Origin of the sequence: Paenibacillus endophyticus (assembly GCF_014192395.1) — a bacterium.
Lineage (GTDB): Bacteria > Bacillota > Bacilli > Paenibacillales > Paenibacillaceae > Pristimantibacillus > Pristimantibacillus endophyticus.
In genome coordinates this window covers 83,465-107,356 of record NZ_JACHXW010000012.1, presented here as the reverse complement: position 1 = coordinate 107,356, position 23,892 = coordinate 83,465, and the positions used below count along the sequence as shown (strand labels likewise).

Here is a 23,892-nt window from a genome sequence, read left to right as displayed (position 1 = left end):
TGCTAAATCGAGAACTTAAAGCCGACGAGTTTCTCGCTCAGCTCCCAAAGCCGTTGCGCTATATCGGGATCGATCGCCCATGGTCTAACACCAGTACCCTTCTCGCTGTCAGCGGGAACCGCCTCAGATATATCGACATCTTCGCAGTAGACACCCCCCATTCCGTCTAGTTGAGTGGAAGTTGCGCACCAAACACTCGTAGCCGCTCCTTGCTCAACGGACTTGAATTGGTCTGCATCAGGATCTGGGGCTGGTTTTTCCTTTTCGTCGTTCATTTGTTTCGGACGACCTGTCTCCTCTTCCGTCAAGTGACGACTTAAATCCGTCAGAACAAGCCCGGGATGTACGGAGAAAGCGCGAACCCCTTCAGATCTGCCGCGTTTATCAAGCTCGACGGCAAACAACACGTTCGCAGATTTGGATTGTCCGTAGGCTTTCCACTTATCGTACATTCTTCGATCATAATTCGGATCATCCAAATCGACGCCACTGAGACGGTGTCCGCGCGAGGAAACCGCTACAACTCGTGCGTTCTTCGCTTGTTTTAAGGCCGGCCACAATCTAGCGGTCAACTGAAAGTGACCCAAATGATTCGTAGCAAATTGGGACTCATAACCACGATCGTCACGCGTAAGTGGGGCTGCCATAATGCCGGCACTGTTGATCAGGATATCCAAAGGTCTCCCTGTAGCTAGAAAACGCTCCGCGAAACCGTCTATCGAAACTGGATCCATAAGATCCAGAGTCTCCAATTCGAGACGCGGCATACCCGCCACCGCTACTTTGGCTTTGTCAGGCGTTCTCGCCGGCACGATGACCGTAGCGCCAGCTGCCGCTAATACACGAGAGGTCTCAAGACCGATTCCGGAATAACCACCTGTCACTAGAGCTACTTTACCATCCAAATTACGATTTCCCAAAGCTTCCTGCGCGGTCGTATGAGGACCAAACCCCGAATGAATCGATGCTTGATTCGTTGTTTGTCCGATGACGTAAGATTTCATTTGGAAGCTCTCCCTCCTTTTACAATCCTCATTTTAATGGGTTAGGATCTTAAGAACATTTATCCTTCTTAATTAGGAAATTTGTTGTTTTGTATGGAGATAATTATTTGTTGCTTTTCGAATCCGCTGTATTTCACATATAAGCCGTTAATGTGATTTTGATCGATTTTAATTGCTTTTAGAAATTAAGCCCCCCAAGTTTGTTTAGCTCTGTGTATTTTGATAAATTAAGCACTTTTTCATTCACTGTCAGGTTTTTAATTCCGTTGTCGTCAAACCGATTCAATATACTTACACTACCCCAATACCGATTATCCGATTCGGATCGGGCTATTCGTCGTTACTGAACGACGTCGTGACCTAGAATTGTTTTAGGTTCTACATACTCTTGCAGACCATATACGCCGAATTCTCTGCCGATTCCGGATTGTTTGAAACCTCCGAAAGGAGCAGTCGGCTCGTCGTGCAATCCATTGATCAACACACGACCCGAGACAATTCGCGAAGCAACCCGATTAGCGGCTTCTAAGTCCGAAGAACTGACATAAGCGGATAGGCCATAGATCGAATTGTTCGCGATTTCGATGGCTTCCTCTTCCGTTTTGAATGTAAGAATGGACAATACCGGTCCGAATATTTCTTCTTTGGCGATCGACATATCCATGGTTACATGAGCAAATACAGTAGGTTTAACAAAATAGCCTTGTTCCAACCCTTCTGGATGCCCTTCTCCCCCAACGACTAATTCAGCACCTTCATCAACGCCAAGTTTAATATAATGCTGAACCGTCTCATATTGCTTTTGGTTAACCATTGGTCCGATATAAACACCGGCTTCTCTCGGACTCCCCACTTTGATCCCATCAATCGTCGTTTTCACAAGACGTTTCACTTCTTCCAATCGATGTTCTGGAACGATCAACCGGGAACCGACATGGCAAGCTTGTCCGCTGTTGCTGAACGCAGTCATCACGGACATCGGAATAGCTTTGTTAAAATCAGCATCGTCGAGAATGACGTTTGGCGATTTACCGCCTAGCTCCAGCACCAATCTCTTCATTGTATTCGCGGCATCTCTTCCTATGATTTTTCCTACTTGTGATGAACCCGTGAAAGAAATCATTGCTACATCCGGGTGACGGGTTAATTCCGCTCCGACCACATCGCCTCTGCCATGGACGAAGTTGATAACACCGGCAGGAATACCGGCTTTATGGAAGCATTCCGTAATGACTTGCGTTTGAATTGCGCTAAGCTCGCTTGCCTTTATTACGACCGTACATCCAGCTGCAATGGCAGGTGCTAACTTCGTGGAGATATGCGTATAGTTCGCGTTCCAAGGAGTAATAAGTCCAATGACGCCTAGCGGTTCCAGGACGACCTTTGCTTTACCCATACGTTTTTCGAACTGAAATTCCGACAACGATGCTTTATTATGGAGAAAATTTTTAGCGGCGTACAGAGTACGTGCGGCAGTCGCGCCTTCTGGAGCGCCATATTCATCTACGGCTACTTGATTGAGGGCTTCGAAATGGTCCATCATTACGTCATGCAACCGTTGGAGCATCTCGCTACGTTCTTCGACGGTTGTTTTCGAAAATGTTTTGAAAGCTTCTTTTGCTGCCGCGATAGCATCGCGAGTATCCTGCTCATTCCCTAAAGTCACCCTTCCTATGATTTCTTTTGTCGAGGGATTAATCAAGTCTTGAACTTCGGTCCCGTTAGGTATAACAAACTGTCCATTGATATAAAGTTGATCGATTTTTATCATTTAATATTCTCTCCCTTGTGGTCCTGATCATGTGGTCGTTCTGCTACCTCTACACCTTAAGCCTTAAAGAGCACTTTAAGTCAAGCAGGTATAAAAATGCAAAATAGGGCGATCAGGCATATTTTAAACAATTCGGTCATAATACGACATGGCGTCTTTCAGAGGCTGGAATGTGAAACAAGGCTACCGAAGTCGGTAGCCTTGTTTCACATATTTTACCTCTAATTACTGGAGTTTGCCCTCGTCCATTCGTAAGTCTCGGTCTGGAGCTAATGTACCTTTTTGAATCTCGTCATATATAGACAATTTCTGATTGACCGCATAGAAGGCTTCATTTAATTCGTGTTGTTGCCTATGGAGCTCTTGTTGATGTTCCTCGAGAATGGCTTTTCTCTGCGGAATCGTCGATTCTCCTTGCAATGCGAGATTCACGATCTGTTTTAAAGCGGCCACTTTCATACCCGTTCGTCTAAAGCAAGTCATTAGCTTGATCCAGTTCAAATCCTTTTGTTCGAAAATACGGTTCCCATGCTCGTCTCGCGTGATATTCGGCAACAATCCTTCTTTCTCATAATAACGGATTGTATGCGCAGGACAACCGAGCATTTCCGACGCTTCCTTAATGGAGAATGGCATGCTTTCAACTCCTTGTACACTTTTGTCTTATCATAATCATTAAAGCGTACTTTAAGTCAAATGTTATTGTAAGGAAATTTTATCTTACTCTTTGTTTTTGTACATAGGTACAGGAGTCTGAAAACACACAACTAACTAGATGAGCAGTCCATTGTTGCTTGATCTTGCGACGCGAATTAGCCAGCGTCCTTGCCTTGCATAATGCCAGCATGCTGTACGGCAGCAACGCTGCTTTTTGCCCATAATGGAATGTCTGATTCATCTGCAAAATGAGTTGCTGAATCCGCACCAATTGGCTTGCCTAGAGCTTCTGCGATCACTATAGCCACTTCTACACGGGTAATCTCAGCGCGCAGCAGAGGGCTTCGCGGTTTTCCCTGTTTTATTTTTAACGGTAATGCCTCGTAAATACGAATGATTTGAAATAACCATTAACGGAACGTAATCGTCACAATTGACGAGGAAATAGCTCGTTCGAGCCATTATTGTTCCACAACAATTCCTTTTATAATAAGTAGAACAAATCAACAGATTCAGAAAGGAGATATACAACATGCTGTATTGGATGATTTTGGGCGGATTATTTCTAGCAGGAGGTGCCTATGTGATGTTAAATGGAGCAAAGCTTGTTAAAGAGGATAACATCTTACAGGATAAGATGACACAGATTTATTCAACAGATTCTCAAAAGGATATTCCTTCATGATAGTAAAAAAAGCAAATCCATTTCTTATAACAGTCATCATTTTAGTGCTATCTTTCCTAACTTATCTATTCGTTACATCACAAAACAGCGCTGATCGGCTCCCCATCGTGAAAGCTGCTCCAGACTTCACCCTGGAACAGCTAGACGGGTCCGATTTTGAACTGAAGGATAATCAAGGCAAAGTCATGCTCATCGAGTTTATGTTCACGAGTTGTCCGGATATATGCCCAGCTACCACGTATAATATGGTGCTGCTTCAGGATGAATTAATAAAACAAGACAGCTTCGGAAGCAAAGTTCAGCTTGTTGCCATTACCTTTGATCCCAATACGGATACTCCTGAAGTTTTTCAATCTTATGCAAAGAGGATGGGAATTGATCAGTCAGGTTGGAGGCTGTTGCGCGGAGACGAGGCATATACGATTGAAAAGGCTAAAGAATACGGAATTGGCATTCAAAAACTCGATAATAATCAATACGTGCATACGGTCACCTCTCTCATGCTTGTAGATGCCAACCAGCAGATTCGAAAGATATATCGTATGGGCGAGGAAATGGATAACACCCTTATTTTGAAGGATATAAATAGGCTCTTAAAAGAAAAGATATGAGCAGAAATTTTAGTTCAGATTAGCACGCACTGCCGCTTTACAAATCAAACGGACTGAACGGGACGGCTCTTCTACTAAAAGCTACTTTAGCTTAATTCGGAAATAAGTAGATCCGGGCTAGATGGAATTATTACGTAAAAGGAGCGTTTTCATGCAAAAGTGGATCATGTCAATCGTATTAGGCATTGCTGGCTTATTATTTGTAATTCTGCTGCTTTTCAACCTTCCCGCAAAGGAGGAAGCTGCTCAGATTGATCCTCCAGTATCCATCCCGGAAACGCCAGTTGATACTTCAAACGCGGAATCTATTTACAAAAGCAATTGTATGCATTGTCATGGCGATGAGTACCAAGGAGCGATGGGACCAGCTCTCAATCAGGTTGGGAGTACACTTGGCAGAGAGAAAATTTATAAGCAAATTGTTCATGGCGGCGGAGGAATGCCAGGTTACGAAGGTCGACTGTCAGAAGAAGAAATTGTGAATTTAGCCAACTGGTTGGGAGCATTTAAGTAATAGTTATAGAAAGAAACAGCACAAGTCTCGCCTGATGATGAGGCTTGTGCTGCATATCGTTTATACTTGATAATATCCCTGTTCATAGGCATACCGAGCAAGCTGGACACGGTTTGCCAGATGAAGCTTTTGCAAAATATTTTTCAAATGATTCTTAACCGTATGCTCGGAAATAATTAATTGCGCAGCTATATCTTTATTCAGCATCCCTTTGGCAACCAGAGTTAATATTTCTTTTTCCCTTGAGGTTAAGGGGGACTCTTCCGTCTTTGGCTTTTCAATAGGAGTAAATTCACTTAATATACGCTGCGCGAGCTCTTGAGACATAGGTGTCTCGTCAATGGCAACTGCTCTTAAGTATTCAAGCCATGCACTAGGGTTTAAATTTTTGCGCAAATAGCCTTGAGCCCCTTTTTTCAATGCTTCAAATAAATGACTACTATCATCGGATACCGTGACCATCACAATTTTCACGTAAGGGAATTTCGACTTGATTGCCTTAGTTGCTTCAAGGCCTCCCATCTCCTTCATGTTAATATCCATTAAAATCATATCCGGCATCGCTTGTTCCGTCCAATAAATGGCTTCTTCACCGTTTGAAGCTTCCCCCACAATTTCAAACAAGGAATCCTCGCTGAGTATGGTCCTCATCCCTTCTCTAGCATGAGGATGATCATCTACAATTAGAATGCGTACGGGTTGCAGCGTCATGGGAATTCTACCTTCTTTCATAAAAGATTACCTGAGAAACTAATCCGTTGACTGACATGCAACATTGCCAACTCCTATCACTTGATTCTAGTCGAATGCGAATATGATTGGCTTCTTCGGCATGTTTTCGAATATGAAGCAATCCTTCTCTATACGCTTTTACTAGTATTGTCTCTCATTCCTACTCATGAACACATGACTCCTTAGAGCTAATGGATCAAAAATTGTTTTCTTCGTAAGAGTGGCAGATCCATTATGGCGTTGGTTTGAGAGGAATCCAGTCATCACTTAGAACCAACGTTATGATTAACAAACACAAAAAAATGAAGGAATTGTCCGGCTGTGATAGCCGGATAATCCCTTCAAACTAAAAACACTTATATTTGAAATCCGTATTGATCGTCGTCACTATCGAGTGGGAAACGGTGGCTGCTCGGATTGGCTCCTTTACTTGTATGAGGCTTTGGTTTCTGCAATAGCTTCCGAAGCCCATCCATTTCCAAAGTTACATCGGGAGTGAAATCATCCAGCCTTCGGAGGGCACCATCTATACAAAATCAGGATTAGCTAATGACCATGCACCGACAGGTTCAACGACGATGGCTTTTGTTACTTTAATTGTGAAGCGATTACGATGTTACTTTATAAGTTGTTTGTATTAGGATAGGTGTGAGTAAATCGCAGATACCCCACCGGCAAAAATACTTTGGATATGTCGGCTTGTATCATCGGCAACGATTTCAAAGCTATCTGATTCTATCCCATCGATAGCAATCTTCGCGATGTCCGAAGGGTTGGACTTAGGCACTTCTAAGCCCGACGTCATGTCTGTCTCCATATAGCCTACATGTAATCCAGCAACTCGTATTTTTTGAGAATGCAAATTTAATCGCAAATCGTTCGTCAATGCCCATTCTGCTGCTTTTGCGGCCGTATACGCACCAACAGTCCCGGTACTGACCCAAGATAATGCAGAAAGAATATTAAGAATCGAGCCGCCGCCGTTATTAGATAGAACCGGAGCAAAAGCGCGAACCATGGAAAGTGTTCCAAAGAAATGCGTATTAAACTCCAGTTGGATTTGGTCAAGTTCACCGCCAAGCAATGAAGCGCCTGTAGACGATCCTGCATTGTTAATCAAAAGCGTAATATCCTTAGCAAGATTAGCGGCTGCAGCTACCTCTTGAGGGTTCGTAATGTCGAGCTTCACAGGTATTACACCGGGAATATCGATGGACTCTGGATTTCTTGCTCCAGCATAAACCTTAGCTCCTCTGGAAAGAAGTTCAAGTGTAAGTTCTCGACCGAGGCCTCTGTTTGCACCGGTGACAAAAGCAATTTGTTCTGAAATTTTCATTTTAGACTGCTCCTTTTATTATGTGGTATGGGTTTAGCAAAGTCTCCTATACAAAATAAGCAATGAAGAAAGAGTGTATTGGGCGGAGGGAATGCAAGAATTCAAGAACGATCGTTCTATAATGAATGTAAGTATGTTTCATTTATTATGAGATCTTTGTTTATTCACTATACGAGAACGATCATTCTAAAAAATATAAAAAAAACACGTAACAATCAAAATTACTAGCTATTCCTTTAAAAGTTATATGGCCATCTTGGCTGTATGGTATAGTTTTTCTTTGGCACTGAAGATCGCCTTATCCAATTCTACGTTTTCCTCAATTCTAGTGCTTCTTGCCATTCCATTCCCTCCTCCCTTTCTCAATTTAACATATTGAGAACGATCAGTAAAGAATAAAAAAGTAAATTGCTTGAGAATCATTTGACTCAGGCTTATATTTCAAGAAAAGACCTACATCCTAATTGACCGCTCAATAGCAGTCAAATAGAATGTAGGTCTTCCATGTGGACAAAACCTAAAGATTAGTTATAATGGCGGCTGGACCACTAGCAGCTTCCCAAGCTGGATAACCGTTTTATCATACCAAGCCGGATGCTGCCGAACATGCTCCATGCTGCGTTCATTGCCGTTTGCTTCAAACACGGATGCTTTATCTGTCTTCTCGTGATCGATTTCGAAGCGAACCATATGTTTCCCATTCGGCAGCTCCGGCAAGAATACATACTGATTTCGATTATGATCGTTATAAGGCGTAAACCGATCGATTAGAAAGGCTTCTCCTCCATCTACCGACACCTTCAATCTGCCGGAATCAGGCCCCCCGATATCGAATAGCCCGATGTGGGTCCCCTCGAATTGCACCGTGATCGCTTCTCCAGGATCGACTGCTCGCCATAAGCCGGGAAACAACCAATTATACTCGCGCACTAAATCAAAATCATCTGTGGTCATGTAAGACCATCCTTCCGAAAAAAAAGCGAGGCGATCCAGCGGCAGTATGGATGCGTACTCCCAAGGATTAGCCGGGACCAACGGGTACCGAGGCAAGTGATGTTCCAATCTTCCCTGAGGGTCGCGAAGCTCGCTTATTTTCTCAAATGCCCGGGTAATCGTATCCGTGTAAATCTGATGCCCTTCGGGAATTGTCGGATGGACCGAATCATGCGTAAAAATAACGGCTTCTGGATTCGACTGATCAGCCCTTGCGGTGAAAATGAGCTTTCCCTCGGATACCAATTGACTGACCGCTACGCCGAGATGAATGGAAGGAATACCGTAATAATCGGCCACTTCCTCCTGCATGAGAGCCCCCTTCTGGTATTCGCCGGATTGAAATAAAGCTACATCCCGCTCCTTCAGCGTATAAACGAACAAAATATCGATATATAGGCTTCGCTTGCGGATCTGACGGACAATTCCTTCGATCCGCGCCTTGGATTCTGGGACTCCGCCATCGTTGCCAACAAATTCAACAAACACGAGATCAGGCTGATGTCGCAGCACATCCGTCTCCAAGCGAGCGCAGCCCAAATCCGATCCTGTCCCATCAATGCCTGCGTTTACAGAGCGGATATCCGCATGCGGATATCGCCCTCGAAGCCAATCTCCCGTCATGACCCTATATCCTTGAGAACGGGTATTACTGCCGCCAAAATAGGCGATTGTCACGGTTTCCCCGTTTTCCAGCTTCGGAATGACATTAGGCAGCCCTCTACGAGGGAATAATTCCTCCATCGCGGCTTCACCTGCCCTCGCTTATTATTTTTGGAGCAAAGCATTTTACAGCAAACACTTCATAGTAAGGAGATCCGTGGGTTGCATAGAATTGAATCCGGATTCGGGTTACACATTTCGCATCCACTTTATGTTTATTCAACGTGAGATAATTTCCGCGGATGATGGTTTCACTCTCGGTTCCGTCCTCTATGGTCAAGATCACATCATAATCTTGGATAAGGGGCTCGATCGGATCGTCGAAATGCTCCAAATCCAACCGTGAATTGAACACAAGATGAATGTCCTCCACATGTTTGGGGCTTGCAAAACATAATTCCAACCATTCCCTTCCTTCCGTACGTTCAGATATCCAACCGTTCGGCAGACCATAAGGTCTAGAGAAGCCATTGACGACATTCTCAGGGCTATACATATTTTGGGATGGAACCAGGTCTTTGAAGCAAATGCTTTGATTAAGCTTCTTAAGCTTAGACGGCACATCTGGCCGATAATGAAAGCTGACCGCTCCGGTCATCTTCTCTTCATTGCCATATACGGCAAGGCTTGCCGCACCTTCCAGTACGATGTAGATTTTGTCGTCAGCCGGCTTTTTGCAGCTGAGGTCCAGCGTAATCCAGTCATCGTAACCGGCTGCAATATCCAAGCGGTAGTCTTTCAGCTCGCTGGAGGGAATATAGTTTTCCTTACGCTCCCCGCCAAATAGCTTCACCTGCAACGTTTCCGAATGCCCGGACCTGTTTTTCATTTTGATCCGTACGCTTTCAGCTGCGGATGTCTCCATCGGCAAGACCAAACATAACGCTTTCTCCAAGGAAATCTCTACGGTTGGATGAACATTATGATAGCTGCGCTGGGACGAGGCACGAATCGTTAATCCGTCAACGAAATAAGGATCCAACTCCTCTTGAAGCCCTACAATCGTTTGCCCGTCTCGAAGCAGCTGCGCCTGAAGCTCACCCATATGAGTTTTGACTATGGCCGCGGGGTCTGCCTCGTATTTCAAGCATAACGCAGCAGCCGTTCCTACCGCTTGCCCCATGCAGCCGCAGGTTGCCATGACCCTTGTGGATCCGAAAGCCACATGGGTAGCGCTTATATTGCGGCCCGCGAACATCAGATTAGGAACATTGCGAGAAAATAAGCTGCGGAACGGGATATTATACAAGCCCGGCACGAAATTCCATGCTGTAGCCGGCCCCTCATCGTAGATGCCTTTATTCGCATGCAGATCCATATACCAGCCACCAACGGATACAGCATCCTCGAAATGAGGCTTTGATGTAAGATCATTCTGAGACAGCATGTGCTCCCCTATAAACCTCCGCGACTCCCGCTTTCCCGGTATCGGGCATACATAATCCAAAATAAGATTGTCCACATCATCAAACTCGCCGCTATTTTTGATATAATCCCAAATCCCGTACACCAATTTCCGCAATTCCAATGCGATGTCTTCATTATTTTTGATAATATCCATATGTCCGCCGTATTCGAGCCACCACAATCCGCCTAGCCCGTTGATTTTCCTTGGAAAAGACCGATGGTTCAAGCCTTTTCTGATACTATCGAAAAAAGGCAGCTTCGTAATATCATACGCAAAGCCAGGCCTTTTGTAAGGAACGGAATAGTCTACGTCACGGGCTTGAAACAGAATCGTATCACCCATAGTGTAATGGTCCGCTACTTCAGGAGCCAGCTCCTCCATGTATTCATGCTTCGCCTCTCTTCCCCATCGGAAGTGAGCGCCTGCTTGATATCCGACAATGCCGTCGCCGGAGCAATCGATGTAGGTTCGGCTTTCAAATCGGAATTTTCTTTCAGAAGCGAGTTGAAGGCCCTCCACCCATTTAATTCTGCCGTTTTCCATGCCCGTTTCATGCACGCATGTATTCAGGAATAGGGAAATGTTAGGCTCAGCATAAACCATGTCCAATAAGACCGTATCCGATAGCGAAAGCATGAGCTTCTTGTTGTATAACGGATTATAGTGAAAGATTTTCAGCTTGAGTTCTTCCACCAACCCGCCCTCGCGGGCATAATAGGATGGACTGTTTCCGAGATATGCCGATCCGTTGATATGGACCCTGACCTCACTGCTCGCATTACCCCCAAGCACCGGCCGATCATTAATAAGTGAAACCTTTAGCCCTTGGCGAGCGGCTGCAATGGCAGCGCATATCCCAGCAATACCTCCGCCTACGACGGTTACATCTGCTTTCATAAGCTCCATTTTCATAACCTCCATGATTAGATCCTTCTATCATGGTAAGTCTTTTGGTCCCCTTTTTTTTACATGATTTCGCGAAAAACTCATATATTTTTTGCAGCCTTATTTGGATTCGTACCTTGTCATTTTGATCCGATATTGCTTAGGAGTCTCACCCGTATATTCTTTAAATAGTTTGCAAAAGTAGCCTTCATTGACGATGCCTACTTCCTCGCACAATTCCAATAAAGAATAATCCTGCACATTTAACAGCTCGAGCGCTAATTGGATTTTTTTGCGGTTGATGTAGCTGATCACGCCTTCGTTCATTGTTTTTTTGAATAAGCTGCTAAAATACGACGGAGCCAAATTCACATCCTCGGCAATCGCCTCCAGCGTCAAGCGTTGTTTCAGGTTTTTCTCTATAAACTGCATGGCACTCATGATTTCTGCACGATGCAATATTTGCCCGGCCTGCACGTATTCGAATGTAAAGTTGCCAATATAGGCAAGCTGCTCCTGAAAGGCCATAAATGCCATTGGGAATTCTGCTGCTTTCGCGGCCAGCTTGTTTCCCGGTTTAAACTTCATCGTAATGTCTCTGTACAAGTCTCTAAGCATCGGCGCCATGATGGACTTATGGATTTTATGGTCCGAAACAAATTGGTGCAGACCGGCGACTGCAAGCTCCAGCTCTTCCTTGGAAACCTTCCTATTCACCCATACAAGAAAATCAGACAGTTTTTGCTGAAATTCTGCTTTTTTGTCATTTTGGTATTGGAACCGATGATTAGGCGTTTTTACTACTTTCTCCATATGATAATAGAAGTCCTCACTCACATTTTTAGCTTCCGTGTATGCTTGTTTGATAGACTCCCAGCCTCGGTGCGTCCCACCGAAAGCGACGGATACCCTTTGATTCAGATATTGTTGCAAATGTGAGACGATCTGCCCTCCCAAGGATTGGCAAGCATATTCCGTTTCCATATCACTGCGGTTATTTTCCCAAGAAAGAAAGCCAATAAAGCGATTATCGGACAGATCCGCTGCTACGCCGCTGCCACCATTCATCACCGTTTCTTCGATGATATTCGTAATCGCATATTTCAAAATGTTTTGATCAGCTGCTGAGTACTCGTTTCGGAAGCTTTCATACGTGTTCATTTCGACTATGAAGCAGCAATAGTTGGCTTGAAAGAAATGGAACTGCATGCGATTGGCAAAATCCGATGCCCGATGGGATGGGATTTCGCCTCGGATCAGTTCGTTAAAAAATTGCTTGCGGACTCTATATTTATTTTCAAGCACGGATACGTTTAACGATTGAAATTCCGCTTCTTTTTTCTTAACCTCATTGAGAATCCCAGCCGCCTTCGCTAGGGCTCGATCCAAATCCGCCTCCCTCAGCGGAACCTTAACAATGTACTCCAATACGTTGGCATGAATAGCTCGCTGTGCGTATTCAAAGGATGAATAGGCAGTCAATAATATGTATTGGGTTTGGGGGAGCTCAAGCTTTAACTGTTCAATCATGGAGATTCCATCCATTCGCGGCATAACGATATCAGATATGACGATATCCGGCTTAAGCTTTAAAATCTCTTCGATCCCATCCCGCCCATTATTTGCTTTCCCGACTAGAACAAATCGCTTATCCCTTTGGGAGAGCTCGTTAAAAAACAATTCCAATCTTTGAATGATAAGGTCTTCGTCGTCAACAATGAAGCAGGTATAGTTTCTCACCATGATGCATCTCCTTTTAGCATAGCTGACGGGAATAGCGCGCGTATACGGGTTGTTTCCTTAGGTATGCTAATGATTTGGAGCCCGAATTGTTCACCGTAGTGAAGTCTTATTCTGCCATGAATATTCGTTAACCCGATCCTTTTCCTTTTCACTTCCATATCACCCGGTTCTGAAATTAAAATACGGTTTATTTTATCGGCTGGAATGCCCTCGCCTTGATCAACGACTTCAATGATGACGATGCCGCCATCCTTGTATGCATGAATCGTAATAGGTCCCTCGATTCCCCCTCCGTTATAGCCATGGAAAATACTATTCTCCACAAGGGGCTGCAGCAGCATGCGAAAAACCGGAAAATCCATTAACCCTGCTTCGATATTTTCAATTAATTGAAAATTTCGGTTATACCGGATGTTCTGGATCTCGATATAGTCCGCTACATTTCGCAATTCCTGGCGCAAGGAAACCTTCTCTGAAGCGTCATCTATCCCGTATTCCAATAAAGAAATGAGCGACCCGATCACCACATCTACTTTCTCTATTTGACCGAGACGTATAACATTGCTGATCGAACCAAGCGTGTTATACAGAAAATGAGGGTTGATTTGAGACTGCAGCACTTGAATCTCCAGCTTCCGCTCAAGCTCATTATGAAGCTCGGCTCGCTGAATCAATTCCACAATTTGCTGCAGCATACGGTCAAAGGCTCGGGACAGATCTCCAAACTCATCGTCTCGGTTAATCGTTATTGTCGTCGTGAGGATGCCTTGTTCCACTCGTTTCATTTTTGTTTTGAGCGCATAAAGCGGATTCCTTATGTACTTGGCAATAAGAAAGGAAATGAATAAACTTAAGATAAGACCTGCCGCTAGAAGCGCGATATAATAGGTTTCCAATCTGGTCAGAGCGGCTTTCAAGCGTGATTCATCATTGACCGAGATGATGGTCCAATTGAATTTCTCTGTCGGTTTTTTCAGAAGGGAGACCGGCAGGCCGTCCTTGGTATGCAGTTGAAGGCTAGTTTCTGTTGTATCCAAAATTTGTTCCGCTGGCGTTTCACCGATTGAAAAGGTATGATCTTGAACAGTCAGCGGTCCTCTATTTTCCGAAAATCCGGCAATGATCTTACCCGATGCGGTGATCAGAGCCAAATTCATTTGTTCTTGTTTATTAATCTTGAACAACGTTTCTTCAATGGCATTTAGATCCAAATCAACGGCAATGGCCATTGGATACGGTGCTCCGTTCAAATATCGAACCATCGTAACGGTCCAACCAGAATATTTGGATTTGTATGGATCACTGACAAAGGTCGTCCTTCTGTTTTTGTCAGCCGCAACAAATAAAGGCTGTCTTTCCGCTAAAGGTTCATCGAATATGCGGGTAGGCGTACTTCCGCCTACAATGGATAGATCTCTATTGATCAAATAAATATTGCTGACGTAATTACTATTGAGTTCATATAGCTCTCTTAATTGCTCTTTGATGACTTCCGTCTTGTCAATGTTGGCGTTCACCGATGTTTCGACCGAAAACAGGATCGTCTGGAAGGAGGCAAAATTAACAGTGAAATACTGATCGACTTTGTCAAGTATTTGGTTGGTGTAGTAGATGTCGTTCGTTCTTATTTCCTTTTGGACATAGCGATAGGATAATTGGCTTATCAAAATGATACAGCCTAATACAAACGCAAACACGATAAAAAATAATTTTAAAGGCAAGCTGATTCTTCTTCGCATGCATCCTCTTCCTTTTACGTTCTTATTAAAATGACAATAAAGAGAGGGGCTGTTAAGAGCCACTCTCTTCGTTTCATTTACTTGATTAAACCAGCTTCTTTAAATTGCTTGACTGCTGTTTCCTTATATGTCTGCATATCAAACTTGGTGTCCAACGTTTGGAGGAAATGGTCCCAGTTGGTGAGAGGGTCTTTGCCCGTCATAAATTTCACTAAGCTTTCATTAATGAAACGCGTGCGGTCAGCTGCCAAGGTATCGCTAGGATCTGCGGTCAATAAGTTTCCAGGCAGCGTTGGCCCCACATATTTCTGATTGTTCACGAAAGCTTCCGCCGTCTTAGGATTCTGGAAGCTGAAGTATTCGGCATCATCTCCACGGCGCGGCATTCTGTAATGATCGACCCATAGGTACTTCTCTTTCATTTCCTTCGATAATTCGGATGTTTTATTTTTGATTTTGCCGTCCACTACATCCCAATGAATCCCTTTGATTCCGTATGCAAAATTCGGATAGGCTTCTTCGTCCGTAAAGAGATAATTCAGCAGGGACAAGATCCGAATGATTTTATCCTTATCCGCTGTTTTGGATATAGCCCATGAATTGCCTTGGAATGATTTTCTCTCTACGATTTGATCGCCATAAGGACCTACCATTGGAGGAATCACGATCCATTCCGGCACCTCTCCGCTAATTTCTTTCATTTTCTGCTGATAATCCGGCTCCAGCCTGCGCGCATCCCTTATCATGAAGCCGATTTTACCTTTAAATAACTTTTGGTCCAGCAAATCAGGCGAGTTCATCGTCACCCAATCCGGGTCTACCACATTGGCTGTCATCATTTTATTAATGTAAGCAAGTGCTTCTTTCATTTTGGGATCCATAAACAGGTATACCGGTTCATTATCTTTGACATCAATGGCCGAAGGAGGATTGACGCCGAACATCCACATCAAGCTATCGAAACCATAGGTTTGCAGACTGCCTTCTTTATTCATGCCGCCGATGAAACCGTACGTATCATTTTTCCCGTTTCCGTCCGGATCTTTCTCTGTAAAGGCTTTCATTACTTCGAACAGCTCATCGGGCGTCGTTGGCACTTCCATATTCAGTTTTTTCAACCAATCGTTGCGGATGAAGAAGCTGCGGCTGATACCGTTTACATTATCATAACCCGGGACTCCGATCGTTTTTCCTTGATAGGACATCGCCTCCCAGGAGTCGCTGCTAAAACGTTTCTGCAATTCGGGGAATTGATCCAAATACGGCGTCAAATCCGCAAGCACGCCTTGATCATAATATTGCGCAAGATCGGAACGACTTTTCAAGAATAGCAAATCCGGAATATCCCCGCCTGCAATAAGCGTATTTAGTTTGGTTGTTGCTTGCCCGGCTTGAGGAATCGTCATTTCCAAGTCGATGTTCATCGCCTTCTCCAGCATTTGCCGTTGAATGTCTTCTTCACGTGGAGGAATCGGAGCGGCAGCGTTGAATGTGCCTTGGTTAAACATCGAAATTTTCATTTTTTTCGCAAATGCGTCATCCGTGGTAGTTGAGCTGTTCGAAGCTGCCGGCTTAGCCTCCTCTTGATCCCCACATCCCGACAATAGCGTTCCCAGCCCGACAGTAGCAGCCAGAATAGCAAATGAAATTTTTGTTCTTTGCATATTGACCTCTCCTTTGCTTGTATATTATCACGGTTTCCCCGTAACAACCTAGATAAGAATTGCTTTTTAGCCTTTAATCGATCCCATGAGCATACCCTTGGTAAAATGCTTTTGCATAAACGGATAAACGATCAGAATCGGGACCGTAGTCACGACCACAGCAGCCATTTGCACGGCGAACTGGCTAACCGTTCCGGTATTGGCAATCGACTCCGCGCTTTGATTGGCGATGTTCAGCAGAATGTTGCGCAAGATAACTTGAAGCGGCATTAAGTTCGCATCATTGATATACACAATCGCATCGAAATAACTATTCCAATGCCCTACTGCGTAAAATAGGGAAATCGTGGCGAGAACAGGCATGGACAGCGGCAAAATGATTTTCCATAGCGACTGTAATTCGCTTGCACCGTCTACTCGCGCCGATTCCTCGATTTCTGCAGGCAATTGCTCGAAAAAGCCTTTAATGATCACTAGATTAAATGCACTAATGAGATGCGGAACAATCAAAACCCATGGACTATTAAGCAGCCCCAAAGAGCGGATTAACAAATATGTCGGAATTAGCCCACCGCTAAACATCATGGTAAACACAATGAATATTAAAAACGGACTGCGTCCCGGCAAATATTTTTTGGATAACGGGTACGCCGCGATTACCGTGAAGAACACATTTAACGCAGTGCCTACAATCGTTCGGAACAGCGTGATTTTATAGGCCTGCCCTATGCCATTCGAAATGAATACTTCTTTATAGGCTACAAAGGTAAAGGATTCCGGTATAATGACTATCCCTCTTCTTAACACTTCCGATTCCGGCGTTACCGAAACAGCGACCACATATAAAAATGGAAGCAAGCAAAGCAGTGATAGCATAATAAGAATAAAATAAACGGCTGATTGCCATGCCTTTTCCCCGATCGTCAGCTTAACCATAGCTCATACCACCTCACCAAATTTGCCCATCGAATTTTTTGGCGAGCTTGTTCGCAGCCAATACTAAAATAAATCCGATGACAGCTTTAAACAATCCCACAGCAGTAGCGAGGCCAATCTTAAGACGCTCCAGCCCCTCGCGGTATACCCATGTGTCGATAATATCAATCTTCTCCTGGTTGAAACTGTTGGCAAACATGAAGATTTGATCAAAACCAGCGTCCAGAATATGGCTAAGTTTAAGAATGAGCATCAGAATAACGACTCCTCGAATGCCGGGCAAGGTTACATGCCAGAGCTGTCTCCATTTGGAGGCGCCATCCATTCGAGCCGCTTCGTATAAGCTGGGATCAATCCCAGCTAATGCGGCAAGGTACAGAATCGCACCCCAACCGATGTCCTTCCATATTTCTGATGAGATGACCAGCAGCCTTCCCCATTCAGGCTCCGTTAGGAAGGATATGGGCTGCACGCCGTTTTCCTTCAAAATCATATTAAAAAGGCCATCCCCAGGTGCTAATAATGCGACCATCAATCCGTAAACGATGACCCAAGACAGAAAATGGGGTAAATACGTAATGGTTTGTACGATTTTCTTAAACCACTGGGTATGAACCTCATTAAGAAGCAAAGCAAGTGCGATGGGAGCGGAGAAACCGAACAATAGCTTATACAGCGATATAATAATCGTGTTTCTCATGATGTCCCAGAAATAAACACCGTTAATAAAATCTTTGAAATTTTTTAATCCCACCCACGGACTATCCCATAACCCCAAAGCCAGATTGTAGTTTTTAAAAGCAATAACGATTCCCGCCAAAGGAATGTATTTAAATACGGCAAAATAAACCAATGCCGGAAATAAAAGAATGTACATTACTTTATACTTTTGTATGGCTCTTATCCACGAACTCCGCTTTCTGGAGATGGGAATGACTTCCGCTGCCCATTTCGTTTGCATGTCATCACCTCGTTTTTATTTATATTTGTATATTAGCACCCCCCTATCCAATAAATTTCTGTCATTTCAACAATTTCTTATAAGATTTTAAGTAGGTGTGAACTTTGGATTGTTCCGATAAAAGGTTTTTTCTGAGAGCTGCGATGCTTTAAACCGAAGGTGATGGCTCGAATTGTTATCTATCGTTTCAAAATAAAAAGGCCGCCTTATAGGCGGCAAAACGTTAATTAGTCCTCCTTTATCACCTGTTCAATCCCGAGCACAATCAGCTTTAATCCGAACTCAAACGCCCCGTCGGTCCCCATCAGCTCGAATAGCCCATTCGTAAACATCCTCCGGAACAGTCCCGAATCCTTCTCGCTCATCGTGTCCAGAATGCGTATCAACTCTTCTCCCGGTAGCGCTTCATGGTCCTTAATCATAGCGGAAACATTGCGTTCATGCTGATAATGATCTAGAACGAAGTAGAAAACATAGTTCACAAGCGTAGTAACCACTTGAACTTTCTGCGCTTGCTCAAGCGGCGTCGCTTCTACGCAGAGCAGCATACGGTTGGTGAACCGGATGATATCCGGTTCGTGGGGCAGCGTCATCATCATAAGCTGCGTGGAGCAGGGATATCTGCCGAGCACGCTCCGTACCGTTAACGCAAGCTCCGTCAGCTGCTCCTTCCAGTCCCCTTCAGAGTGGAACTCCTCCAGAATCACTTTCGATACCTGGTTGGCGAGTCGCTGGTAGAGATTCTGTTTGCTCTTAAAGTACCAGTATAGAGAGGGAGCTTGAATCCCTAGCCTGTCTGCCAATCGTCTCATACTGAATTTCTCGATGCCATCCTCTCCCAGAAGCTCCCATGATGCTTCCAAAATTTTATCCTCTGAGATTTGAGGCTGCTGTTTTTTCATCGATATCCGCCCTTTTATCTAACAGTGTAAGTTTATGCTTTACAGGTTCATAGGTTCATGATATCATCTAACACTGTAAGGCACAACCTAACACTGTTAGATTGAAAACAAAAGAAAGTGGTGACCCGTATGGATACAGAAAACCTCCATTACTTTGAAAAAGCGCCGATCGCAAAAGCCGTAGCTCACTTCGCTGTACCGATGATGCTAGGCACGTCAATGAGTGTCATTTATTCCATCTTGAATGCCTATTTCCTTGGCACGCTCCACAATACTGCCATGTTAACCGCACTCGCACTCACCTTGCCATTGTTTGCGATTATTATGGCGCTAGGCAACTTGATTGGCATGGGCAGCGGTACATTCATTTCCCGATTGCTCGGAGAGAAACAATATGATGACGTCAAGCATGTGTCTTCATTCGCCTTCTATAGCAGTTTAGTTCTCGGCCTAATCGTGATGGCCGTAGGCCTCCCTTTGATCGATCCAATCGTCCATGGCCTGGGTGCAACAACTGGCTCCTTTGGATTCACGAAGGATTATGTCATGATTATGCTTATTGGTTCTCCATTTGTCGTATTGTTTTTCACGTTGGAGAATATCGTGCGATCGGAAGGATCAGCCATAACATCAATGATCGGTATGATTCTAAGCGTGGTTGTAAATATTATTCTAGATGCGTTAGCTATTTTCGTATTCCATTGGGACGTCATCGGCGTTGCATCTGCTACGGTCATTTCTAACTTGGTGGCGAGTGCCTACTACGCCTTCCATATCGGATACAAGAGCCAATTTCTAACGTTTTCCGTCAAATGGTTCAAGGCTACTAAGGACATTTTGAGCAATGTATTCAAAATCGGTGTTCCCATCTTTATCATGAGTATTTTTTTGGGTGCAATGTCGCTCATCTTTAACTATTTTCTTGTTGAATACGGAGATTCGGCCATAGCGGCTTACGGGATTTCATCACGTTTAATGCAATTTCCCGAGTTTATTCTGATGGGATTATGCGAGGGAGTCGTACCGTTGATTGCCTTCTCGTTTACTGCAAATAAATTACGCATGAAACACACCATTGGATTTACGATCAAAACAATCGTGGCGCTAGCAGTCGTATTCGGCATCATCGTCTATCTAATTTCCGACCATTTAATTGGTTTATTTACGAATGACCCGCAATTAATTGAAATGGGCAGCTACATTCTACATGTGACATTCTTATCCTTGTTCATTACGGGAATGACCACGTTGTTTACCGGGATTTTCCAAGCAACGGCGCAAGGAACGGCTGCGTTTATTATGTCTATTATTCAAGGAATGACTTTGATTCCTGTGATGTATTTCGCCAATCGAATGAATGGCTTCCATGGGGTGATCTGGTCGCTCGTCATTGCGGATGCCGTCGCGTTTCTTGTTGGTGCCATCATGCTATATGTGTTACGGAACAAATTGCAGCCCGATTTCATCGTTTAAGTACACTAATAAATTTACAACACGCAAAAAGGCAGAATCAGGGCATTCCGCGATTCTGCCTTTTTTAATATAGGGATGAGCATAAAGCTAATGGAATGAAAAGGGTTAATAGATTTACGGTTCAAATTCGCTCCAGAAAAGGGACAGCCATCTCTGCAATCCGCTGAAAGCCCGCCTCGTTGGGATGCAGCCGGTCATGGGTGAAATAATCCAAGATTAACCGGGTAATACCGCTTTCAGCATACAGGTCAAGTACGGGCAACGCATAATTGCGTGCTAACATGATTCTCTCAATTTAATACTCCTCGGCGGTGATGCCAAGCACTCTTGAAGCAACCCGTTTATGCTGAAACTACTGTTAGCTTAAACTTATTTCTCTCTCAAGACGTTCAACATATTCGTGCTTTGTTAGCCCGTACATGATGGAATCGTAATATCTCCCATTTGTGTAATACATCTGTCGACGTATCCGCTCTATTTCTTGATTTTAGCACTAATAAGCCTATTAATTGGCTTCGTCATTTTCCGCTTGCTGCCAGAGGTCGATGGGGACGCTCCGATGTCATTCCGACAACAATTCAAGCTGCTCGGAAGTGCCGTAATCGTAAGCGGTTTGTTTTTGACCTTCTTTAGGGAATCCGGAAATTCGGTGCTGTTTACGTATTTAACCCCTTTTATGCAAGACATCCTTCAACTTAAAGCATCCAACATCAGCATTGTCATGCTTGTTTTTGGAATTTTCGGCGCAGTCGGCACCCGCTTAAGCGGTTACGGTATCGATCGATGGGGAGCTGCACGCATCATAGCCTTCAGTACCATCGTGCTCGTAGTTGTCCTAGCGCTTCTGCCACTTTTTGCCGGGTCGACGCTCATCGGTTTACTATTGATTTCTCTTATGATGCTATCTCAGTTCATGGCCGGTCCCGCGACTCAAACGTATTTCATTCAACAAGCGCCTCAATCTTCCAGCCTCGTTCTTAGCTTGAATACATCGATCATTCATTTAGGATTGGCGACTGGCGCTGGAGCGGGCGGAGCGATGATAAGTGCCAATTCCACCGTTCTCTACAATCCATGGATGGCAAGTTTTATAGTGATATTAGCGCTAGTGTCTGCATTCATCAGTTTTTCGATGGGGAAAAAAAGGCTGAGCAATCTACAAAAACGTCAGGCTTCATAAAATAATGATTAGACTTTACCAAAACAGAGGCAGTTATGGACGAAATAGTGCCCATGACTGCCTCTGTTTTATTCAATCATCGTTCCCGTGAAAATATCTGTAATCTCTCATCCGCGGTATTCAATAAAAATAAATTCGGCTCGTTTATCGTTGATTAATTTCCTTCTGCAATAAACTGCATGATTCGTTTTTTAATCGAATCTCGAACCTCGCGAAATTTTTCGATGATTTCTTCTTCAGTGCCGATTGCTTTTGCCGGGTCGTCAAAACCCCAATGCCAACGTTCAGCCTTGTCGTTGATTGCTACCGGGCAATTATCGTTTGCGTGACCGCAAAGGGTAATAATATAATCTGCTTGCTTCAAGATTTCAGGATTAATAACATCTGAAGTGTGAGTCGAAATATCGATACCGGCCTCTTTCATGGATTGAACCGCGCGAGGATTCAGTCCGTGAGCTTCCAGGCCAGCGCTCTTCACTTCGTATTTATCGCTGCCAAGAGCTTTAAGGAACCCATCGGCAATCTGGCTTCTACATGAGTTCCCGGTACAAAGAAAGTAAACGAGAGGCTTCTTCTTATTCATTATTGCTGATCTCCCCTATCCCGAATGTGTTTGATACTTGCTAATTCATGGTGGCCTTTACGATACCTTGAACCTAACCCTGCTTTAACGAGCATCAAGATGGCGACAAATACAGCTGATATGCCAATGATGAACAACCAAACATTAATGTGCGTGGAATTGATCAGATGAAGCCATAGGTACAAACCCGTCAACGTGATAAAAAGTGTCGGAACTGTTAGGATTATGCCGGTTTTAAAATAACTGCCCCACGTAATCTTTACGGCTTTGCGAGATAATACATGCAGCCACAGCAATGTAGCCAGCGATCCGATTGGCGTGATTTTTGGCCCTAGATCACTGCCGATTATATTGGCATACACCAGAGAATCCCGAATGACTCCTTGCGTGGCTGTTCCCTTAATAGCAAGCGCGTCGATCATGACCGTCGGCATATTGTTCATAATGGATGATAAAATGGCAGCTAAAAAACCCATACCGATTGTTGAAACGAATAATCCATGATCAGCAATCGCTTGAATAACATTTCCAAGGATATCAGTCAGTCCTGCGTTTCGAAGGCCATATACGACAACATACATGCCTATGGAGAAAATCACGACAGCCCAAGGCGCGCCTTTAACGAGCTTCCAGGTGTGAATCACAGGGCTCCGCCGTGCGGCGAAAATGAACCATATCGCGCCTGCTCCTGCGATGACGGAAACAGGAACGTGAATAAACTGGCTTAGAAAGTACGCAACAAGCAGTACGGCTAAGATCACCCATGAAAGATTAAACAGCTTCTTGTCTTTAATGGCATCGACTGGCTTTTTGAGCTGACTCAGATCGTAGTTGCTTGGAATGCTGCTGCGGAAAAATAAAAACAAAACTAAAAGGCTGGCCAGAAGTGAGAACATGCTCGGAACAATCATGTGGCTAGCATATTCAACAAAGCCGATACCGAAGTAATCGGCAGACACAATGTTAACGAGATTGCTGACCACAAAAGGCAATGACGTCGTATCCGCGATAAACCCACTGGCCATGATGAACGGCAAAATCATTCTCTGATCGAATTTCAGCTCACGCACCATGGCGAGTACAATTGGCGTCAAAATGAGCGCAGCGCCGTCATTAGCAAAGAAAGCAGCTACAGCCGCGCCAAGGAGAATGACGTATACAAACATTAACTTTCCGTTGCCTTTTGCCAAGCTTGCCATATGCAGTGCTGCCCATTCGAAAAATCCAATCTCATCTAATAGGAGTGAGATTAGAATAATAGCGACAAATGCAAGCGTCGCATTCCATACTATGGCAGTAACCGCACCGACATCTGCTAGATCTACTACTCCAAAAATGAGAGCGAGAATTGCGCCACCGCTTGCTGACCAGCCGATATTAAGCCCTTTCGGCTGCCAAATAACAAGCGTTAAAGTGGCAATGAAAATTAGAAATGCTGCTAATGCCATTTAG

The 23,892-nt window shown here is 44.3% G+C and carries 22 protein-coding genes; 5 read left to right on the top strand and 17 right to left on the bottom strand.

Going from position 1 to position 23,892, the window contains the following annotated elements; all coding sequences use genetic code 11:
* Positions 1-2: 2 nt before the first annotated feature.
* From FHS16_RS19115 to FHS16_RS19100, 4 genes are all read right to left on the bottom strand, one after another.
* The gene (locus FHS16_RS19115; protein WP_183566173.1) at positions 3-1,004 is read right to left on the bottom strand and encodes an oxidoreductase; all 1,002 of its coding nucleotides are present in this window, start codon (positions 1,002-1,004) and stop codon (positions 3-5) included.
* A 340-nt stretch (positions 1,005-1,344) separates the two neighbouring features.
* Positions 1,345-2,775: an aldehyde dehydrogenase family protein gene (locus FHS16_RS19110; protein WP_183566170.1), complete on the bottom strand. Its 1,431-nt coding sequence runs from the start codon at positions 2,773-2,775 to the stop codon at positions 1,345-1,347.
* 225 nt (positions 2,776-3,000) lie between these two features.
* Positions 3,001-3,411: a MerR family transcriptional regulator gene (locus FHS16_RS19105; protein WP_183566167.1), complete on the bottom strand. Its 411-nt coding sequence runs from the start codon at positions 3,409-3,411 to the stop codon at positions 3,001-3,003.
* Between the two features lie 176 nt (positions 3,412-3,587).
* The gene (locus FHS16_RS19100) at positions 3,588-3,731 is read right to left on the bottom strand and encodes a hypothetical protein (protein ID WP_183566164.1); all 144 of its coding nucleotides are present in this window, start codon (positions 3,729-3,731) and stop codon (positions 3,588-3,590) included.
* A 233-nt stretch (positions 3,732-3,964) separates the two neighbouring features.
* Here FHS16_RS19100 and FHS16_RS19095 point away from each other — a divergent pair, with 233 nt between their 5' ends.
* The 3 genes from FHS16_RS19095 to FHS16_RS19085 all read left to right on the top strand — a co-directional run bounded on the left by FHS16_RS19095 (position 3,965) and on the right by FHS16_RS19085 (position 5,242).
* Entirely contained in the window at positions 3,965-4,117 is a 153-nt protein-coding gene (locus FHS16_RS19095; RefSeq protein ID WP_183566160.1) for a hypothetical protein, read from the top strand.
* Positions 4,114-4,728, top strand: a complete 615-nt coding sequence (locus FHS16_RS19090; RefSeq protein ID WP_183566157.1) for an SCO family protein — start codon at positions 4,114-4,116, stop codon at positions 4,726-4,728. Before FHS16_RS19095 ends, FHS16_RS19090 begins: the two co-directional genes overlap by 4 nt.
* Before the next feature lie 151 nt (positions 4,729-4,879).
* Complete coding sequence (locus FHS16_RS19085; protein WP_183566154.1) at positions 4,880-5,242, top strand: c-type cytochrome; 363 nt, start codon at positions 4,880-4,882, stop codon at positions 5,240-5,242.
* Positions 5,243-5,302: 60 nt separating this feature from the next.
* On the opposite strand, the gene FHS16_RS19080 is transcribed toward FHS16_RS19085, so the two are convergent.
* The 10 genes from FHS16_RS19080 to FHS16_RS19035 form a co-directional block, all read right to left on the bottom strand.
* Positions 5,303-5,953: a response regulator gene (locus tag FHS16_RS19080; protein ID WP_183566152.1), complete on the bottom strand. Its 651-nt coding sequence runs from the start codon at positions 5,951-5,953 to the stop codon at positions 5,303-5,305.
* Positions 5,954-6,611: 658 nt separating this feature from the next.
* Positions 6,612-7,310, bottom strand: coding sequence for an SDR family oxidoreductase (locus tag FHS16_RS19075; RefSeq protein WP_183566150.1), 699 nt, complete (start codon positions 7,308-7,310; stop codon positions 6,612-6,614).
* A 528-nt stretch (positions 7,311-7,838) separates the two neighbouring features.
* Entirely contained in the window at positions 7,839-9,047 is a 1,209-nt protein-coding gene (locus FHS16_RS19070) for an SGNH/GDSL hydrolase family protein (protein WP_183566148.1), read from the bottom strand.
* Between the two features lie 7 nt (positions 9,048-9,054).
* Positions 9,055-11,280: an FAD-dependent oxidoreductase gene (locus FHS16_RS19065; RefSeq protein WP_246431836.1), complete on the bottom strand. Its 2,226-nt coding sequence runs from the start codon at positions 11,278-11,280 to the stop codon at positions 9,055-9,057.
* A gap of 99 nt (positions 11,281-11,379) precedes the next feature.
* The gene (locus FHS16_RS19060) at positions 11,380-13,002 is read right to left on the bottom strand and encodes an AraC family transcriptional regulator (protein WP_183566144.1); all 1,623 of its coding nucleotides are present in this window, start codon (positions 13,000-13,002) and stop codon (positions 11,380-11,382) included.
* Positions 12,996-14,741 carry a sensor histidine kinase gene (locus tag FHS16_RS19055; protein WP_183566136.1) on the bottom strand — a complete coding sequence of 582 codons (1,746 nt, stop codon included), beginning with the start codon at positions 14,739-14,741 and terminating at the stop codon, positions 12,996-12,998. Before FHS16_RS19055 ends, FHS16_RS19060 begins: the two co-directional genes overlap by 7 nt.
* A gap of 77 nt (positions 14,742-14,818) precedes the next feature.
* Positions 14,819-16,405 (bottom strand): extracellular solute-binding protein, encoded by a 1,587-nt coding sequence (locus FHS16_RS19050; RefSeq protein ID WP_183566132.1) that lies wholly within the window; start codon positions 16,403-16,405, stop codon positions 14,819-14,821.
* A 66-nt stretch (positions 16,406-16,471) separates the two neighbouring features.
* Positions 16,472-17,341, bottom strand: a complete 870-nt coding sequence (locus tag FHS16_RS19045; RefSeq protein ID WP_183566129.1) for a carbohydrate ABC transporter permease — start codon at positions 17,339-17,341, stop codon at positions 16,472-16,474.
* A gap of 13 nt (positions 17,342-17,354) precedes the next feature.
* Entirely contained in the window at positions 17,355-18,302 is a 948-nt protein-coding gene (locus FHS16_RS19040; RefSeq protein WP_183566126.1) for an ABC transporter permease, read from the bottom strand.
* A 227-nt stretch (positions 18,303-18,529) separates the two neighbouring features.
* Positions 18,530-19,204 carry a TetR/AcrR family transcriptional regulator gene (locus FHS16_RS19035; RefSeq protein ID WP_183566125.1) on the bottom strand — a complete coding sequence of 225 codons (675 nt, stop codon included), beginning with the start codon at positions 19,202-19,204 and terminating at the stop codon, positions 18,530-18,532.
* Positions 19,205-19,333: 129 nt separating this feature from the next.
* On the opposite strand from FHS16_RS19035, the gene FHS16_RS19030 reads away from it, so the two are divergent.
* Positions 19,334-20,677, top strand: coding sequence for an MATE family efflux transporter (locus FHS16_RS19030; protein ID WP_183566122.1), 1,344 nt, complete (start codon positions 19,334-19,336; stop codon positions 20,675-20,677).
* A gap of 121 nt (positions 20,678-20,798) precedes the next feature.
* Here the strand turns inward: FHS16_RS19030 and FHS16_RS19025 are convergent, their stop codons facing one another.
* On the bottom strand, positions 20,799-20,960 hold the full coding sequence (locus tag FHS16_RS19025) for an SGNH/GDSL hydrolase family protein (RefSeq protein WP_183566119.1): 162 nt from the start codon (positions 20,958-20,960) through the stop codon (positions 20,799-20,801).
* A 198-nt stretch (positions 20,961-21,158) separates the two neighbouring features.
* On the opposite strand from FHS16_RS19025, the gene FHS16_RS19020 reads away from it, so the two are divergent.
* A complete protein-coding gene (locus FHS16_RS19020) occupies positions 21,159-21,857 on the top strand; it encodes an MFS transporter (protein WP_246431835.1) in 699 nt (232 codons plus the stop codon).
* A gap of 154 nt (positions 21,858-22,011) precedes the next feature.
* On the opposite strand, the gene arsC is transcribed toward FHS16_RS19020, so the two are convergent.
* Together arsC and FHS16_RS19010 are read right to left on the bottom strand one after the other, a co-directional pair.
* Entirely contained in the window at positions 22,012-22,440 is a 429-nt protein-coding gene (arsC, locus tag FHS16_RS19015) for an arsenate reductase (thioredoxin) (protein WP_183566115.1), read from the bottom strand.
* Positions 22,440-23,888 (bottom strand): arsenic transporter, encoded by a 1,449-nt coding sequence (locus FHS16_RS19010; protein WP_183566112.1) that lies wholly within the window; start codon positions 23,886-23,888, stop codon positions 22,440-22,442. The genes arsC and FHS16_RS19010 overlap by 1 nt, the downstream gene beginning before the upstream one ends.
* Positions 23,889-23,892: the final 4 nt, after the last annotated feature.